Raw genomic sequence first — 16,936 nt, 5'->3', positions numbered from 1 at the left:
CGGTCAGGGTTTCGTGCTCAGGGGGAGCGGGTTTCGACGGTTACCAGCATCGGCGGATCTGAGTCGGTTTCCGCAGTGAGTGGCTCATCACGCCGGATGGTGGTGCTATCACCCAACGCGCGCATGATCTCGGTGGCCCCGTCCCAGTGCATGCTTTGGACGGGACGAGGGCCGTCGAAAAAGATGTAGTCGCCCTGTGCGCCGAAATCGGGATCGCTGCGGCTTACCCCGAGAAAGCAGATGCCGGTAGTTCCGGCGGAGGCGTTGGTCGACGCGGAATCGGTGTTGTCGAAAGCCTGCAGCACTCGGTCCCACGCTCCGGTCCACCCTGCTTCGCGAGCAACGTCGTGCAGCGTTGTCACCTGTGTGCCCGTTGAGGCTGACTGAATGGCTGCGTGTCTAAAACGCTCGGACGATCCCAGTGGTTGCGAATTGTCGTCGATACGGAACTCGGTCTCACACTGCATCTGCTTCTGCTCGGGACCCCCAGAGGCAAGTCCTGAACACCCGTTAATCGCCGTAGCGGTGAAGCAGACCACGAAAAGCCCGATCATCGCGCGGCACCACCTGCCGTGTTGATACGAGGTCACCGCTCACCTGCCGGTAGCGGGATATCCGTGAGTGACGGGGCACCGGTGCTGTGCTCAGCCACTCGGTCACTCCAAGCGATCTCGTCGTCGGCCCCGATGACGAGAGTCCTGCCGTCCCGGACTGCCCGATCGACGGCGGCGGCCAGTTCTTCGGGACTCGCTTCGGGGTGTTCCCGCGCCAACTGACGGCCGATCTCGTTGTTGTACAGATCCATCGCCTCTCGGTGAGGCGGGTTGCCGCCCAATTGCTCGTGCGCGGTTGCGAACTGTCGAGTCCAATCTTCCCCGAACCGCTGGGTCATGAGCGCATTCCAGTAAGTGTGCCGGAAGGCGTCGCCATGTCCATCGGAAATGCTGCGCGGTCCGGCATGCTGCTGTTCTGCGGCGCCGCTGGCCTGTGAACGAATGGCGAAAAAGTCGACCAGATCGTCCAAGCCGTTCGGCCGAGCCCCCATCGTCGCCAGCATGACGATCTCTTCTGGGGTCATGAAAACCGGCTCAACCGCCGGGTCCACCGCGCGGATTGCCTGCAACAGAACGCCGCTCGGCCACAACCGGGACAACCGGGCACCGCCTTCGGACGGCGCCGTTTGGTATCGGCGAAGGATTTCGGCGAGTCTCGGATCGTCGGGTGTGCCGACCACCCCGTATTTCACTCTGTCGGAGAGGCCCTCAAGGACGGTTCGGAGCTCTTCGGCGCCTCGTCGATCGATGTCTTCGATCCGTGCCAGCGAGCCACGAATAGCGATTGTCAGGAAGTTCTCCAACCCTTCCTTCTCCGCGAGTTTGGACAGATAGTCCGACTTCCACACACGCAACCACTCCATGTTCGACCGCTCGGAATTGACGGTGCCGTCGTCTTCGACGTAGAAATCGAACTCAGAGGAGAGTGCTTCGGTCACCTTGCTTGGAAGGTTCGAGACCTCGCCTTCGAGTTCGGACACCCGAGTGTCGAACTTCTCGGCCACCGCACCGATCACGGAGGCGCTGCGAACTGCGTCATCAGCGTGGGTCCGCGACGACTCGCGAGCGTCCTCTCCGCCGTGCCCGCGCCAGTATTCGTGCGACGCGTCGAAAGTACTGCCCGCGCTCTTGAAGTCGGTGGACATCTGCTTGGACGCGGACGACAGAAGACGACTGACCGATTTCGCACTGTCCAGGGACCACCCCATCACAAGGGGAACCGTGTACTTCGAACCTTCGCCGGACACTAGCCTCCACCCCCTCGACGATCGGGCTCAGCCGAAGTTCGGCCATGCGCCAGGTCGCTGCGGAGTCGCTGGCCGCTGGCATCGTCGGCGTTCTCATAAGAGTCCGCCCCGCGCGTGCAAAGGTGGGCGAAGCCGACGTACTGACCTGCGTGGTAGTCGACGACTCTATCCAGTGCTGCAGCTGCGTCGCGAAGGCTGACCGCTAGTTCATTGTCGTCAGCGCCGGCCACCGGATTGGCGCCGCCGCTCAGCGTGCGCGTTGCCGGGTCGCCTCTGCGACGGCCCGGGTTGCCCTTGCCAGGCCACGAACTCGCGGCGGATCCACAAACATGTCACTGACCCCCGATCAGTGTTCAGGTGAAAAGTCTGCTCACAGTAACCGAGGCACCCGACGATGCCGGCGCATGTGCTCACACTGCGCACAGGGCTGCCCGCGACACGCGCGGTGCCTCGGTCCAATCCCAGAATTTCCGGCCACATCACTGGTGTCACACGCGTCTCAGTCGAGGGACGTCGGGGCGGGAGGTCGTTCGCTTTGCTATCGACCACCTTATCGCCCGACGTTGCGCTGACCTGCGAGAATGCTACGAAACACGTAGTCAGCGCGATGGGGGAGGCACTGAATCGGTGCTGTGCTCCCGTGAACGCACACGAGGCCCTACAACATGAGAAAACGCCCCGAAAACGGGGGGTCGCACTCGCAAATGCCTGCTCACGTGGGTACGGTCGCATTCGCCGCCAACATTTTGATGGCGTCGGCCGGGTGCAGACCCGGCTGACAGGCCGGCGATGGCGATCCAGCCGCGGTCGCACGGCAACAGAGCCTCGGACGCCCCCGGGCGAACGATGCAGTCCCACTCGAGAACGAAAGACGGAGGAACCCCGTGGCCCTTCCCCAGTTGACCGATGAGCAGCGCGCCGCTGCGTTGGAGAAGGCAGCTGCCGCTCGTCGCGTCCGCGCGGAGCTCAAGGAGCGCCTCAAGCGCGGTGGCACCGATCTCCAGCAGGTGCTCAAGGATGCCGAGAACGACGAGATCCTGGGCAAGATGAAGGTCTCGGCCCTGCTCGAGGCCCTGCCCAAGGTCGGCAAGGTCAAGGCGCAGGAGATCATGACCGAGCTCGAGATCGCCCCGACCCGCCGCCTGCGTGGTCTCGGCGACCGTCAGCGCAAGGCTCTGCTCGAGAAGTTCAGCTCCTGAGCGTGAGCAACCGAACCGGATACGGCAGCGGAACGAACCCGTGGACGCGGCGGTGAACCACCGCCCGGACCACGAGGGAACCGGACGCACGAGGGGTCGACTGATCGTTTTGGTCGGCCCCTCGGCCGTCGGCAAGTCCACCGTGGTCGCGAGGGTCTGCGCCGCGGTACCCGATGTCTACTTCAGCGTCTCGGCGACAACCCGGGACCCACGGCCCGGCGAGGTCGACGGCCGCGACTACCACTTCGTGTCCGCGGGCGACTTCGACAAGATGATCGCCGCCGACGAACTCCTGGAGTGGGCCGAGATCCACGGCGGGCTGCAGCGTTCGGGCACCCCCATCGCCCCCGTGCTCGCCGCACTGGAAGCCGGCAAACCGGTTCTGGTCGAGGTCGACCTGGTCGGTGCGCGCAACGTGGTGGCCCGGCTCCCCGAGGCGATCACCGTCTTCCTCGCGCCGCCCAGCTGGGACGAACTCGTCGCCCGCCTGACCGGGCGGGCCACCGAGACGCCCGAGGCGATCGAGCGCCGACTGGCCACCGCGCGCACCGAGATGGCCGCGCAGGACGAGTTCGACCACGTCATCGTGAACAGCGAAGTCGACCGCGCCGTCGATGAGTTGGTATCCTTGCTGGTCGGACCTGAACAGCCGGCCGCATCCGCGACCTGACCGGCCCTTTCCGACACCCAGACCTCGACGCAGGAGTTCGTGTGAGCACCCCGACCAATTTCGACATCACCGAGATCGCCGACGCACCGGCCTACGACACGCCGCTGGGGATCACCAATCCGCCGATCGATGATCTCCTCGACCGCGCGTCGTCGAAGTACGCACTCGTCATCTACGCAGCCAAGCGCGCGCGCCAGATCAACGACTACTACAACCAGCTCGGCGACGGCATCCTCGAGTATGTCGGCCCGCTGGTCGAGCCCGGCCTCCAGGAGAAGCCGCTGTCGATCGCGATGCGTGAGATCCACTCCGACCTGCTCGAGCACACCGAGGGCGAATAGTCGTCGTCGGTGATGACCAAACCGACCGGAACCCGGCGCCGCATCCTGATCGGCGTCGGCGGCGGGATCGCGGCCTACAAGGTCTGCTCGGTGATCCGACACTTCACCGAGTCCGGCCATGACGTCCGCGTCGTGCCGACCCCGGCTGCGCTCGAGTTCGTCGGCAAGGCGACCTTCGAGGCGCTGAGCGGTAACCCCGTCTCCACGACCGTGTTCGACGACGTCGACGAGGTCGCCCACGTCCGGCTCGGGCAGGGCGCGGACCTCGTGGTCATCGCCCCGGCCACCGCCGACCTCATGGCCCGCGCCGCACAGGGGCGTGCCGACGACCTGCTGACCGCGTCGCTGCTGACCGTGCGGTGCCCGGTGCTGTTCGTACCCGCGATGCACACCGAGATGTGGGAGCACCCCGCCACGCAGGCCAACATCGCAACGCTGCGGTCGCACGGCTCGGTCGTGATGACACCCGCGTCGGGCCGTCTCACCGGCACCGACTCGGGCCGCGGTCGTCTACCGGATCCTCAGGAGATCGCCCTGGTGGGCGAGCTGTTGCTCGATCGCGCCGACGCACTCCCGTACGACCTTGCCGGCGTCCGCGTGCTCATCAGCGCCGGCGGAACCCGGGAACCGCTCGACCCGGTCCGGTACCTCGGCAACCACAGCTCCGGCAAACAGGGCTTCGCGCTGGCCCGCGCCGCGGCCCAACGCGGCGCGAGCGTCACCGTCGTCGCCGGGTCCACCGCCGACCCGGGCGACCCGGCCGGGGTCACCATCGTGCGGATCTCCACCGCCGAGCAACTCGCCGACGAGATGACCAAGCGCGCCGCCGACGCCGATGTCGTGATCATGGCCGCCGCGGTCGCCGACTTCCGACCGGTTGCGGTCGCCGAGTCGAAGATCAAGAAGGGCGACGAGGGGCCGGCGCCGATCCACCTCACCACCAATCCCGACATCCTGCGCGGACTCGTCACCGCACGCGACGAGGGCCGCATTCCCACTGCCACCGTGATCGTCGGGTTCGCCGCCGAGACCGGCGACGAGACCGGCGGTGTCCTCGACCACGGCCGCGCCAAGCTCGCCCGCAAGGGCTGCGACCTCCTCGTCGTCAACGCCGTCGGCGACGGCAAGGCCTTCGGGACCGAGGACAACACCGGCTGGTTGCTCGCCGCCAACGGCGACGAGACCGCCTTGCCCTTCGGGTCGAAAACACTCATGTCGAGTCGGATACTTGACGAAGTGCGGCAACTGGTGCCTGATGGTCGAGGAGCTCGACCGACCGATTAGGTTGGAAACATCCCCGGCCAGTCGGACTGGCCGACACCGCCAGCGGCGCGGCGACCATCGACGCGCGTAGATCTCGAGAGGATCTGATGACCACCTCGTCACGCCTGTTCACGAGCGAATCCGTCACCGAGGGACACCCCGACAAGATCTGTGACGCGATCAGCGACTCGATTCTCGACGCCATCCTCACCGACGATCCGAAGGCGCGTGTCGCGGTCGAGACCCTCGTGACCACCGGACAGGTGCACGTCGCCGGCGAGGTCACGACCACCGCCTACGCCGACATCCCCAAGATCGTTCGCGACAAGGTCCTGGAGATCGGGTACGACTCGTCGACGAAGGGCTTCGACGGCGCATCGTGCGGCGTGAACGTCGCCATCGGTGCGCAGTCCCCGGACATCGCGGGTGGCGTCTTCAACTCGCACGAGAGCCGCAGCGGCATCTCGGAGGACGAGATCGACAGCCAGGGTGCCGGCGATCAGGGCCTCATGTTCGGCTACGCCACAAACGAGACCCCGGAACTCATGCCGGTTCCCATCGCGCTGGCCCACCGCCTGTCGCGGCGCCTCACCGAGGTGCGCAAGAACGGCACGCTCCCGTACCTGCGCCCCGACGGCAAGACGCAGGTCACCATCGAATACGACGGTGACACCCCGGTCCGCCTCGACACCGTGGTCCTGTCGACGCAGCATGCCGCCGACATCGACCTCGACAATCTCCTCGCGCCGGACATCAAGAAGCAGGTCGTCGACGCGGTGCTCGCCGAGATCGATCTGCCGACCCTCGACACCACCGACTACCGTCTGCTGGTCAACCCGACCGGCAAGTTCGTCCTCGGCGGCCCGATGGGTGACGCCGGCCTGACCGGCCGCAAGATCATCGTCGACACCTACGGCGGCATGGCCCGTCACGGCGGCGGCGCGTTCTCCGGCAAGGACCCGTCGAAGGTCGACCGCAGCGCGGCCTACGCGATGCGCTGGGTGGCCAAGAACGCCGTGGCCGCGGGACTGGCGAACCGCATCGAGGTCCAGGTCGCCTACGCGATCGGCAAGGCCGCACCGGTCGGCCTGTTCGTCGAGACGTTCGGCACCGAGAACGTCGATCCGACTGTCATCGAGCGGGTCATCACCGAGAACTTCGACCTGCGTCCGCTCGCGATCATCCGCGACCTCGACCTGCTGCGCCCGATCTACGCACCGACCGCCGCGTACGGCCACTTCGGTCGCACCGACGTCGACCTGCCGTGGGAGCGGACCGACCGCGCGGAGAAGCTGCGGGCCGCCGCGGGTCTGTAGACCCTCTGCGGAAGTATTCTCACTGACACCCAAAGGAGCACGGGTCCCGGCCGCCGAGCTGCCGGTGGCCCGTGTTCTTCCTGTTCTGGGGCTCGCTCACCTCGACCGTCCCTTCGATTACCTGATCGACGTCGACCAGGACGAGGACGCGCAGCCCGGTGTTCGTGTCCGCGTGCGATTCTCGGGTCGGCTCGTCGACGGCTACCTCCTCGAGCGCATCGAGAAGAGCGATCATCCCGGCAAGCTGGGCTGGCTCGACCGGGTCGTGTCCGCCGAGCCGGTACTGACCCCGCAGCTGGCGACGCTGTGCCGTGCGGTGGCCGATCGGTACGCGGGCACGATGGGCGACGTCGTGCGCCTGGCCATACCGCCGCGGCATGCGCGCACCGAGAAGGAGACGACGCCCGACCCGGCCGCTGTCGTCGAATCGCCCGAACTCGCCGACTGGCATCGGTATGCCCTGGCCGACTCCTACGTAGAGAACCTGGCCGACGGTCATCCGCGGGCCGTCTGGCAGGCCCTACCGGGGGAGGACTGGCCGCGCCGTCTCGCCGAACTCGCCGCGGCGACCCTCGCAGCGGGACGCGGGTGCATCCTCGTCGTTCCCGATCAGCGTGATCTCGATCGGGTGTGGGCCGAGTGTGAGCCGTTGATCGGCGACCGTGGGGTCGCGCTGTCCGCCGGACTCGGACCCACCGCGCGCTACCGCCGATGGCTGGCCGTGCGCCGCGGTGCCGCGCAACTGGTGATCGGTACCCGAAGCGCGGTGTTCGCGCCGGTCGAGGACCTCGGTCTGGTCGTCGTGTGGGATGACGGCGACGACAGCATGGCCGACCCGCGCGCGCCCTACCCGCATCCCCGCGAGGTGGCGGTGCTGCGGTCGCACCACGAGCGGTGCGGCCTGCTGCTCGGCGGGTTCGCCCGGACCGCCGAGGCGCAGGCGCTGGTGGTCTCGGGCTGGGCGCACGACCTCGTCGCCGACCGCACGACGGTCCGCACCCGCAGCCCCCGTGTCCAGGCGATCTCCGACGACGACCGGCAGATCGCACGCGACCCCATGGCCCGGTCGGCGCGCATCCCCGAAGTCGCGTTCGACGCGGCGCGGTCGGCGTTCGCCGCCGATCGTCCGGTGATCTTCAGCGTCCCGCGCAGGGGTTACGTGCCGTCGCTCGCATGCACCCGCTGCCGCGAACACGCGCGGTGCCGGGCCTGTCACGGACCGCTGCAGCTCGATGCCGACCAACGACTGAGCTGCCGATGGTGCGGACGGCCCGAACGGTCCTTCCGTTGCCCGGAGTGCGGCAACACCTCGGTGCGCGCGACGGTGACCGGTGCGCGCCGGACCGCCGAGGAGCTGGGACGTGCTTTCGCCGGCGTGCCGGTGCTGACCAGCGGCGGCAACACGATCCTCAACGAGATCGAACCCGGCGCACGGCTCGTCGTCGCGACGCCAGGCGCGGAGCCGGTGGCCCCGGGCGGATACGGCGCCGCGATCGTCGTCGACACTTGGGCACAGCTCGACCGGGCCGACCTGCGTGCCGAAGAGCACGCGGTCCGGCGGTGGATGGCGCTCGCCGCGATGGTGACTCCGCACGGTGACGGTGGGCGAGTGGTGATCGTCGCCGATTCGGCGCTCGCACCCGTGCAGGCCCTGATCCGTTGGGACCCGGTGGGTTTCGCCTCGATCCAGTTGCAACAGCGCGTGGAACTCGGATTCCCCCCGGCGGTGACGATGGCCTCGGTCGACGGGCCGACCGGGGTGATCACCGACTTCGTCGAGCACCTCGAGTTACCCTCCGACGCCGATGTTCTCGGCCCGGTGCCGTTGCCGCCCGGCGTCCGCCCACCGGCCGGCAGTGCCGAGTGGGAGGCCGCCGCGGACGACGAGATGGATCGCATCCTGGTGCGGTTGCCGCGCAAGCACGGACGGCTCCTCGCCGAGGCGCTCGTCGCGGGCCAGGTGCGCCGCAACACACATCGACAGACCGGGCCGATCCGGGTGCAGATCGACCCGCCTACGATCGGATGAATGCGCATCGTTTTCGCCGGGACCCCCGAGGTCGCCGTGCCGTCGTTGCAGTCCCTCATCGACTCGCCATCGCATGAGGTGGTCGGGGTCATCACCCGTCCCGACGCCGTGTCCGGCCGCGGCCGCAAGGTGATGCGGTCACCGGTCGGGCAACTCGCCGACGAGCATGCGCTCGAGGTGATCACCCCGCGCCGGTTGTCGGAGCCGGAGGTCGACGACGTGCTCCGGCGCTGGGCTCCCGACTGCGGTGCCGTCGTGGCCTACGGCGGGCTCGTGCCGCCCGGACTACTGGACCTCCCGCAGCACGGCTGGATCAATCTGCACTTCTCGGTGCTGCCCGCCTGGCGCGGTGCCGCTCCGGTCCAGGCCGCGATCGCCGCCGGCGACGAGGTGACCGGGGCCAGCACGTTCCGGCTCGAGAAGGGTCTCGACACCGGTCCGGTCTTCGGGGTGCTCACCGAGACCATCCGACCCACCGACACCAGCGGTGATCTGCTCGGGCGTCTCGCCGATGCCGGGTCGGGACTGTTGCTGTCCACGCTCGACGGCCTCGAGGCCGGTGAACTCGCCCCCGAACCGCAGCCCACCACGGGGGTGAGCCATGCGCCCAAGGTCGAGGTCGAGGACGCGCGGATCCGCTGGGAACTGCCGGCACACATCATCGATCGCCTGGTTCGCGCCTACACGCCCGCACCCGGACCGTGGACGAGCCTCGACGACGCGCGGATCAAGGTCGGGCCGGTGTCGGTCGCGTCGGGCGACGATCCCGGTCTGCCCGACGCGGTGCGGGACGGCGCCCTGGCGCCCGGTGCACTCGCCGTCACGAAGAAGGCGGTGTTCGTCGGAACCGGTTCGCAGCCGGTGAGACTCGGCACCGTACAGCCGCCGGGGAAGAAGCCCATGCCCGCCGCCGACTGGGCTCGTGGCGCGCGCCTGACCGACGGGACGGTCCTGGGATGAGCGGCAAGTTCCGGCAGAAGGACCTCGATCCCGCGCGCGTGGCCGCCCGCGACACCCTCCGCGCGGTACGCGAACGCGACGCGTATGCCAACCTCGTCCTGCCGAAGATGCTGCGCGACAGGAAGATCGAGGGACGAGACGCTGCCTTCGCCACCGAGCTGGCCTACGGGGCCGCGCGGGCCCAGGGTCTACTCGACGCGGTGATCTCCTCCGCCGCGAAACGGCCGGTCGCCGACATCGACGGCACGGTGCTCGACGTCCTGCGGCTCGGCACCTATCAGCTGTTGCGGACGAGGGTCGGCGCACATGCGGCGGTCTCCACGTCGGTTGACTTGGTGCGCGCCGAAAACGGGATGGGGCCTTCCGGTTTCGTGAACGCGGTACTGCGCAAGGTCTCCCAGAAGGACGAGGACATGTGGGTGGAAGAGCTCGCACCGTCGCCCGCGGACGATCTCGTCGGCTATCTCGCCTTCCAGTACGCACATCCACGCTGGATCGCGGAGGTGTTCCGCGACGCTCTCGGTGGTTCGGCGGGACAGCTGCAGGCGGCACTCGCCGCCGACGACGAGCGACCGCCAGTGCATCTCGTCGCTCGTCCGGGGTTCATGACCGCCGAGGAACTCGCCCTCACCAGCGAGGGGGAGATCGGCGACTACTCCCCGTACTGCGTGTACCTCCCGGGCGGCGATCCCGGCGACGTCGCCGCGATCCGTGAGGGGTACGCGGGTGTCCAGGACGAGGGCAGTCAGCTGATCGCCCGTGCGGTGACCGTGGCCGAGGTCGCCGACGACGGTGGGCGGTGGCTCGACATTTGCGCCGGCCCCGGCGGGAAGGCGGCACTCATCGGTTCGCTCGCCGAGATCGACGGTGCCCGACTCGATGCGGTCGAGGTGTCCGAGCATCGCGCCGGCCTGATCCGCAAGGTCGTGTCCGACCTCCCGGTCACCATCCATGTCGCCGACGCCCGGTCGAGTGGGCTCGACGCCGGTTACGACCGCATCCTGCTCGACGCTCCGTGCTCGGGCCTGGGCTCGCTGCGCCGACGACCCGAATCCCGCTGGCGCCGGACCACTGCCGACGTCGACGAACTCGTCGTCCTACAGAAGGAGCTCCTCACCGAAGCGCTGCGCCTGGTGAAACCCGGTGGCATCGTGGTCTATTCGACGTGTTCGCCGCACCCGGCGGAGACGACGGCGGTGGTGGCCGACGTCCTGGCGTCGACAGACGGTGTGCGCCAACTCGACGCCCGCCCGTTGGTGACGGTGGGCAAGCTCGGCCCGGACCTGTTGGGCGACGGACCCCACGTTCAACTCTGGCCGCATGTCCACGGCACCGACGCCATGTTCCTGGCGGCGTTGACGCGGGACTAGTTCCGGGTCAGGACGTTCTGCTTTCCACGAGGGTGGCGAGCGCAGCGGTGACCGAACCCCAGCCGTCGTAGAACCCGAGCTCCTCATGGCGGTCACGATCGGACGGACTCCGATGGCGCACGACGACGCTGTACTCGGTTCCGTCTGCGTGCTCGGCCAGAGAGATCTCGGCGGTCATGGGGACCGGAGCCGGTTCGGCAGGGCGCCACGAACTGTCGACGGCATTCGTGAACACCAGGCGCTCGTGGAGATCGACGACGAGGAAGACGGCATCCATGTGTGGTACGAAAGTGGTTCCGTCGTCGCTCATCCGGGTCACGAGCCCACCGCCCGGTTCGGGCTCGAGGCGGTCGACGCGGGTGACCGTCGGAGCCGGCGTCCACCATTTGGCGAATTTCTCCGGCTGGGTCCACGCCTCCCAGATGCGTTGTCGCGGAGCACCGATCACCCGGTGCAGGGTCAGGTCGAGTTCTGGGTCGATCATGGTGTCTCCTCGGTGTCGGTCACGAAGTCTTCGAGACGGTCGGTGCGTTCGGTCCACACGGTGCGCTGATGTTCGAGCCACGTCGACAGACGGCGCATACGGCGCCTGTCGAGGGTGCACATCCGTGTGCGTCCGACCTTTCTGGTCAAGACGAGCCCGCTGTCCTCGAGCACGCGCAGGTGCTTCATGAACGACGGCAGGGTGATGGGGAAGGGTTCGGCGAGCTCGCCGACGCTGGCCGGCCCACGCCCCAGGCGTTCGACGACGGCGCGACGCGTGGGATCGGCGAGCGCGCCGAAGATCTCGTCGAGTGCGACCGAACTGTATGCCATGTGGCTAAGTGTTGCAGGTCCCATCGCTTAACTCAATGGCTAAGTGCAAATCTGGCGTCCGCCTTGTGGAAAGTGCACCATCATGTGCTGCTTTTCCGGTACCATCGAATGTATGTACGACGTCGCTTCAGACGCAACTGGCCTCTTGGCTACCGAGCATCTACGGTCCATCGTGGGTGGGCTGTCGGCAATGCCCGTGGGTCTCGAGGAGGCGGAGTCGGTGGATCGGCTCACTCTGCTCGAGGAGATCAAGTCGGCATGCACGGCGGCCCAGGTGCGTGAGACCGCGAATCTCGACGCGCTGCGCGCAGCCGACGAAGCAGCACGGAACGTACCGGAGCGCCGGCGCGGTCGCGGACTCGCCGCCGAGATCGGTCTGGCGCGCAAGGTCTCGCCCCGAAAGGGAAGCCAGTGCCTCGGATTCGCCCGCGCCCTGGCGCACGAGATGCCCCATACGATGGCGGCACTGACTTCCGGTGTGCTCACCGAGTGGCGGGCCACGATCCTGGTACGCGAAACCGCTTATCTGACACGTGAAGCGCGTGAGGAGATCGACCGCCGGATCTGCGCCGATCCCGCAGCTCTGGTGGGGGTGTCCGACCGCGAGATCGAAGCATCGGCCAAGCGCCATGCGTACGAACTCGATTCCGAAGCGGTGGTGGCACGTAAATCGAAGGCCGAGAAGGACCGCCGCGTCAGTGTGCGACCCGCGCCGGATCTGATGACGAAACTGTCGGTGCTGCTGCCGATGGCGGACGGGATCGCGGTGTACGCCGCGTTGAAGAAGCACGCCGACTCAGTTGTCGGACAGGACGACCGAAATCATGCACAGGTCATGACCGACACCCTGGTCGAACGTGTCACCGGACGCGCTGTCGCAGAGCCGACACCGATCGCGCTCAATGTCGTTCTGTCCGACCGGTCCTTGTTCGGCCTAGACGATTCGGCCGCCGACGTCCACGGATACGGACCGATCCCGGCGACGATCGCGCGGCTGCTGGTGGCCGATTCGGTGTCGCCCGAGGGGGAGACCGCCTCGACGATGCGGAAGTTGTACGCGAGACCGTCCGATGGCGCGCTGGTGGCGATGGAGTCACGGGCACGAGCTTTCCCAACCGCTCTCGCCCACTTCATCCGGATGCGTGACCAACGGTGTCGGACTCCCTACTGCGGTGCACCGATCGTCGAGATCGACCACGCCACACCGCATCGGCGCCACGGCCCGACGAGCGCGGTAAACGCTGATGGAACCTGCGTCCTGCACAACCGCGCCAAGGAGGCCCCCGGTTGGTTCTACGACGTGAAGATGGTCGACGGCGTCCGCGTCATCGACGTGATCACCCCGACCGCGCTACGACACCGCAGTGTCGCTCCACCCGCGATGGGGCATCAACCGCCAGGACGCAGCGGCGTCGAAACCAGCCTGATCCAGATACTCGCAGCGTCGTGATTGTGGATGGCGAACGCATAGTCCGGTGATGCTGTACTAGGTTGTTCGTCGTGGCGGTCCGCCACGTCGTTGTCGGTGCAAACTCGGGGGTTTGTATGGCTGAGCGGTTCGGTGTCGAGGAGCTGGGTGTCATCACCGGCGTGGGCGATGCGCTGGCTCGATGCTCATCGGAGACACGAGCTCTGTGGACCGGGAAGTCCGCCTTCGACGATGCGTCGGCCGCGATGCCGGCGTCGGCGATCGGCGCTGCGTGCGCCGGCAAAGACGGCACCGTCCGTTCACTGCTGGGCCGCGCGGCGGCGAGGATGGACCAGGTGTCGCAGACCTGCTACCAGGCCGCCGGTGACGTCGCTGATACCGAGGAGTCCCTGGCCAGCGGCTTCCGTGCCATCAGCGAGTTCTGATGTCGCGACCATCGCGGTCTGTCGTCAACGGCTGGGACCTGATGTCTCTGGATGCGGCCGCGTCTGCGCTCGACGCGGCCGTGGATGACCTGAGGGATCTCACCCAGAGGATGGCCGAAGCGCCGATGAAAGCGGGTGACTCCAAAGGGTGGGTGGGGGACTCCCAGCGGGGTTGTGAGACGCGCACCGACTCCGATCGAACCGAGATCAACAAACTCGGGGCCGACATCACCCGCGCCGCCACTGCGCTCCGGGATACGTCGTCTGCGATCAGTCCGAATCGCACCACCGCACTGGTTCGAGCGCTCGGGCTGGAACGGGACGAGTTCAGCGTTGCCGACGACTGGACGGTACGAGACACCCGAGACTATGCGGCCGAGCTCAAGGGCGTGGAGGCGGGAAGTGCGACCGAGCGCTCGATTCTCGACGCTCAGGCCGCCCGAGCGGAGGAGGCGAAGACGGCGACCCTCTCGTTGCATTCCCTGGCCGATCAGATGGGCGAGGACGATCGCAACGGGGCGAGAGTTCTCGCGGCAGCCTTTGGCGATGCCGAAGGTAATGCGCCACTCGCGTCGAGCTACTCGCCCGGCCAGGCGAGCATCGATGTCCAGGCCATCATGAGTGGTAGTGCCACGAAGGAGCAGAAAGATCGGTTCTTCCGTGCGACCAGCCTGACCGCGGAACAGCGGGCCGCGTTGGCCCGCGGGGACTTCGCGGAGATTTCGAAGGAGCAGTTCGATTACCTGAAAGCGATCTACACACCGAGTTGGGGTGGCGGACCCGAGGGGCAGCCGCTGTCTCTTGATGCGCTGAAGTCGTTCGGCGACAGATACATCGGCGCAGAGCGAGAGAACCTGAAACGAGGTCTCGGCGACGGCGTCTATCTGCTGGGGAACCCGAACTTGCGGACCAGACAGACCGATTCGAATTCGATCGCCGAGGTCTTGGGGACAAATACGCCACTCGTGGCAGGAGGATTGAACCAACTCCCAGCGCCGATACGGGACCTTCTGAGTGGTCCGGCAGCGTCGAAGGCGAGCATCTCCAACGATCCGTCTGGCGTAGACGGTAGCCGGATGATCGAGGTCACCCGGCTCGGCTCTGTTGACGACTTCAACGACCTCATGGATGTCCTGGAGCACCGGTCAGAGGACTCGGGTCTCGCCTCGTACGGGTCGCAATCTGTCCAGCTCGGGAGCGACGTCGACAGGGCGATCATTGCTCGTGCGAGCGAGATTGCCGGCGGGGACGTAAACGAGCGTTACATCACCGACCGGAACGAAACCATCTCGCACCCGTCCGTCGAGAGGCTGCTCGACAGAATGCTGGGAGTCGCTGGGTCCGACCACATTGCCGTCCACGATGCGGTGGTGGGGGCCACAGGCGGCTCGCACTCGTCGATGCCGGCAGTTCACAGTCTTGATGGGGGCGAGAAGCCCTACGACCCATCGCTGGCAATGAAAGAGCTATTCCAGTTCGACTGGGCAGACAAGGCAGGACGTGAACACGACGGGATCAACCGGTTGTTCAATTGGATGCCCGAGGTCGCCAGCACCCCAGATGGTGTGTCTGCCGAGCGCATGGCCGACGGCGTCAGATCCGGTCAGATCGCGAGCGAGCTGGCAAGGATCATCGCCGAGAACAAGAGTGACTTCGAAGACATGAACGGCGGGTCCGCTTCATTGGGTGAGGTCAACCCCGAACTGACGAGAACGCTTGCGCGAGCAGTCAGTCCGTTTCTGGCCGAACTGGCCGAGGTGGACCCGACGCTGTTCGACACTCGCGGTGTAACCGCCCTCGGCGAGGCGAATCAGTTCAAGTCGTTGTTCCAAATCCTCACCTCGGACCCGGAAGCCGGGCGCGTGATGAACACAAGCGCGCTCTGGCAAGCCAATGTGCTTGAACAGGTGTTCGGTAGCGACCCAGAGCGCACTGATCTCGGGGAAAAGGTGGCTCGACTACACGGTGGAATGACCGCCGGTATGAACGCGATGCTAGACGAAGATACTGCCGACCGGCGTTATGACGCGGCGCGCGACTACGCCCTGCACGGCGCCGCGTTCGATTCCGTGAAGTCGCTCGCAACAGGTATTCCCGGGTTGAGCCCGGCTATCAAGGGTGCGATTGACATAGCGGCTCCCTCGCTTAAGCTCGATGTCACCGGCTTACCGCCGAATCCTGAGGATGTTGGTTCAGCGACTGAATTCGCTTCTTTGCGCGCTAGCTTGTACAAGAACACAGACCTGGACCTGGTGTACCGAGAGATGCTCGAGGGCTACATATCCAGTCATCCGGAGTTTCTCGAGACGGATTCGTTCCGGTCCATCTATGGATCTCAAGCCTATGATCAGGATTTTCTGGACTCAGTTGCAAAGGACGGCCTACCGCCAGGCTGGGACGGAATCGCTCTCAAATCGGTTGTTCAGGAGCTTGTCGGAGCCCGCGGCAGCTATTTCTTCACCGACTACAACAACCAACTGGCAAGGATGAACGATAAAAACTTCGCGGACGGCGCGGGCTGGTGAGGCGATCCGCGCCACCCGCTGCAGTTGGCATGGCCGTGATGATGGCCCTCGCAATCTCGTCTTGCGGTTCGAGCGACAGTCCGGATGTGGGCGTGACCACGCCCGCGCATAGCGCTGTTCGGCCACCCGGATTCGATGTCACCTTCCGCTGGGTGGGGAACGACGAGTTCGATCCACTCTCTGCTGAAGGAACCTTCGTGCGCGCGTACGTGGAGTCGTTCTACCTTGCGCGAGAGGGGCAGTCCACGAAGTGGGCGTATCCGGGGTTCGTGAACGCATCGGCACCGGGGATTGAGCAACGAGTTCGCGCGATCCCGAGCGAAAGCGCTGAGGGCGGTCTCGTGGGGACGTCCGTATTCGTCGCGTCCAGGCGGGAGCGACTGGGTCCGCAAGACGAGATCGTTCTGTGCGAGTACGGTTACGCCTCTAGTGACAACTCAGGCGGGGCGGGAGCCTGGACCACTTACCCAAAAAGTGCAGTCCCATCCGTGATCACCTTCACTCGGTCGGGACAGGCGCCGCCCGCTCGGCAACGTGGCGCCGCTCGTGAGGCACGACTGGACGTATTCGGGGGGTGGCGAGCCGACCACTTCGAATTCGCAGCCGTCGGGCGCGACAACTCTGCGGAACTGGAGATCTGTCGAACGCACCCGGTCCCCGAAGGTGTGCTGCCTGAAGACGCGGTTAGGGGAACCGGCCCAACCCCGCGCCCGCCTGAGCCCCCGTCCCCCGGCTGGCCGGCGAACGGCGTCTGAGACGCCGGCACGCTTTCGTCCGTAGCGGAACCCGCGT

Annotated in this window: 15 protein-coding genes; 11 read left to right on the top strand and 4 right to left on the bottom strand. The window is 66.6% G+C overall.

The features are described from left to right. Positions 1-17 precede the first annotated feature (17 nt). Both ACFUEJ_RS16670 and ACFUEJ_RS16665 read right to left on the bottom strand, forming a co-directional pair. Entirely contained in the window at positions 18-590 is a 573-nt protein-coding gene (locus ACFUEJ_RS16670; protein ID WP_388030672.1) for a hypothetical protein, read from the bottom strand. Then, positions 587-1,699, bottom strand: a complete 1,113-nt coding sequence (locus tag ACFUEJ_RS16665) for a DUF6973 domain-containing protein (protein ID WP_247452007.1) — start codon at positions 1,697-1,699, stop codon at positions 587-589. The genes ACFUEJ_RS16670 and ACFUEJ_RS16665 overlap by 4 nt, the downstream gene beginning before the upstream one ends. A gap of 986 nt (positions 1,700-2,685) precedes the next feature. Here ACFUEJ_RS16665 and mihF point away from each other — a divergent pair. The 8 genes from mihF (at position 2,686) to ACFUEJ_RS16625 (ending at position 10,949) form a co-directional block, all read left to right on the top strand. Further along, positions 2,686-3,000 (top strand): integration host factor, actinobacterial type, encoded by a 315-nt coding sequence (mihF, locus tag ACFUEJ_RS16660; protein ID WP_004021989.1) that lies wholly within the window; start codon positions 2,686-2,688, stop codon positions 2,998-3,000. A gap of 40 nt (positions 3,001-3,040) precedes the next feature. Then, complete coding sequence (gene gmk, locus ACFUEJ_RS16655; protein ID WP_137808803.1) at positions 3,041-3,670, top strand: guanylate kinase; 630 nt, start codon at positions 3,041-3,043, stop codon at positions 3,668-3,670. Positions 3,671-3,711: 41 nt separating this feature from the next. Then, a complete protein-coding gene (rpoZ, locus tag ACFUEJ_RS16650; RefSeq protein ID WP_004021987.1) occupies positions 3,712-4,011 on the top strand; it encodes a DNA-directed RNA polymerase subunit omega in 300 nt (99 codons plus the stop codon). 12 nt (positions 4,012-4,023) lie between these two features. Further along, positions 4,024-5,295 (top strand): bifunctional phosphopantothenoylcysteine decarboxylase/phosphopantothenate--cysteine ligase CoaBC, encoded by a 1,272-nt coding sequence (gene coaBC, locus ACFUEJ_RS16645; RefSeq protein ID WP_068971593.1) that lies wholly within the window; start codon positions 4,024-4,026, stop codon positions 5,293-5,295. Positions 5,296-5,381: 86 nt separating this feature from the next. After that, complete coding sequence (gene metK, locus ACFUEJ_RS16640; protein WP_159370733.1) at positions 5,382-6,590, top strand: methionine adenosyltransferase; 1,209 nt, start codon at positions 5,382-5,384, stop codon at positions 6,588-6,590. 64 nt (positions 6,591-6,654) lie between these two features. Continuing rightward, positions 6,655-8,619 (top strand): primosomal protein N', encoded by a 1,965-nt coding sequence (locus ACFUEJ_RS16635; protein WP_374612669.1) that lies wholly within the window; start codon positions 6,655-6,657, stop codon positions 8,617-8,619. Next, a complete protein-coding gene (fmt, locus tag ACFUEJ_RS16630) occupies positions 8,620-9,579 on the top strand; it encodes a methionyl-tRNA formyltransferase (RefSeq protein ID WP_374612671.1) in 960 nt (319 codons plus the stop codon). Then, positions 9,576-10,949, top strand: coding sequence for an RsmB/NOP family class I SAM-dependent RNA methyltransferase (locus ACFUEJ_RS16625; RefSeq protein WP_374612673.1), 1,374 nt, complete (start codon positions 9,576-9,578; stop codon positions 10,947-10,949). Before fmt ends, ACFUEJ_RS16625 begins: the two co-directional genes overlap by 4 nt. Positions 10,950-10,956: 7 nt before the next feature. Here the strand turns inward: ACFUEJ_RS16625 and ACFUEJ_RS16620 are convergent, their stop codons facing one another. Both ACFUEJ_RS16620 and ACFUEJ_RS16615 read right to left on the bottom strand, forming a co-directional pair. Beyond that, entirely contained in the window at positions 10,957-11,433 is a 477-nt protein-coding gene (locus tag ACFUEJ_RS16620; protein ID WP_259935453.1) for an SRPBCC domain-containing protein, read from the bottom strand. Further along, the gene (locus tag ACFUEJ_RS16615; protein ID WP_159370738.1) at positions 11,430-11,765 is read right to left on the bottom strand and encodes a helix-turn-helix transcriptional regulator; all 336 of its coding nucleotides are present in this window, start codon (positions 11,763-11,765) and stop codon (positions 11,430-11,432) included. Before ACFUEJ_RS16615 ends, ACFUEJ_RS16620 begins: the two co-directional genes overlap by 4 nt. Before the next feature lie 190 nt (positions 11,766-11,955). Here ACFUEJ_RS16615 and ACFUEJ_RS16610 point away from each other — a divergent pair, with 190 nt between their 5' ends. The 3 genes from ACFUEJ_RS16610 (at position 11,956) to ACFUEJ_RS16600 (ending at position 16,144) form a co-directional block, all read left to right on the top strand. After that, positions 11,956-13,215, top strand: coding sequence for a DUF222 domain-containing protein (locus ACFUEJ_RS16610; RefSeq protein ID WP_238995088.1), 1,260 nt, complete (start codon positions 11,956-11,958; stop codon positions 13,213-13,215). Positions 13,216-13,310: 95 nt separating this feature from the next. Further along, on the top strand, positions 13,311-13,619 hold the full coding sequence (locus ACFUEJ_RS16605) for a hypothetical protein (protein ID WP_159370739.1): 309 nt from the start codon (positions 13,311-13,313) through the stop codon (positions 13,617-13,619). Continuing rightward, complete coding sequence (locus ACFUEJ_RS16600) at positions 13,619-16,144, top strand: hypothetical protein (protein ID WP_259935452.1); 2,526 nt, start codon at positions 13,619-13,621, stop codon at positions 16,142-16,144. The genes ACFUEJ_RS16605 and ACFUEJ_RS16600 overlap by 1 nt, the downstream gene beginning before the upstream one ends. Positions 16,145-16,936 lie beyond the last annotated feature (792 nt).

The organism is Gordonia sp. NPDC057258 (assembly GCF_042668985.1).
Taxonomy (GTDB): Bacteria; Actinomycetota; Actinomycetes; order Mycobacteriales; family Mycobacteriaceae; genus Gordonia; species Gordonia hongkongensis.
Note: the sequence above shows the minus strand (reverse complement) of the source record. Positions and strands in the feature narration are given on the sequence as shown.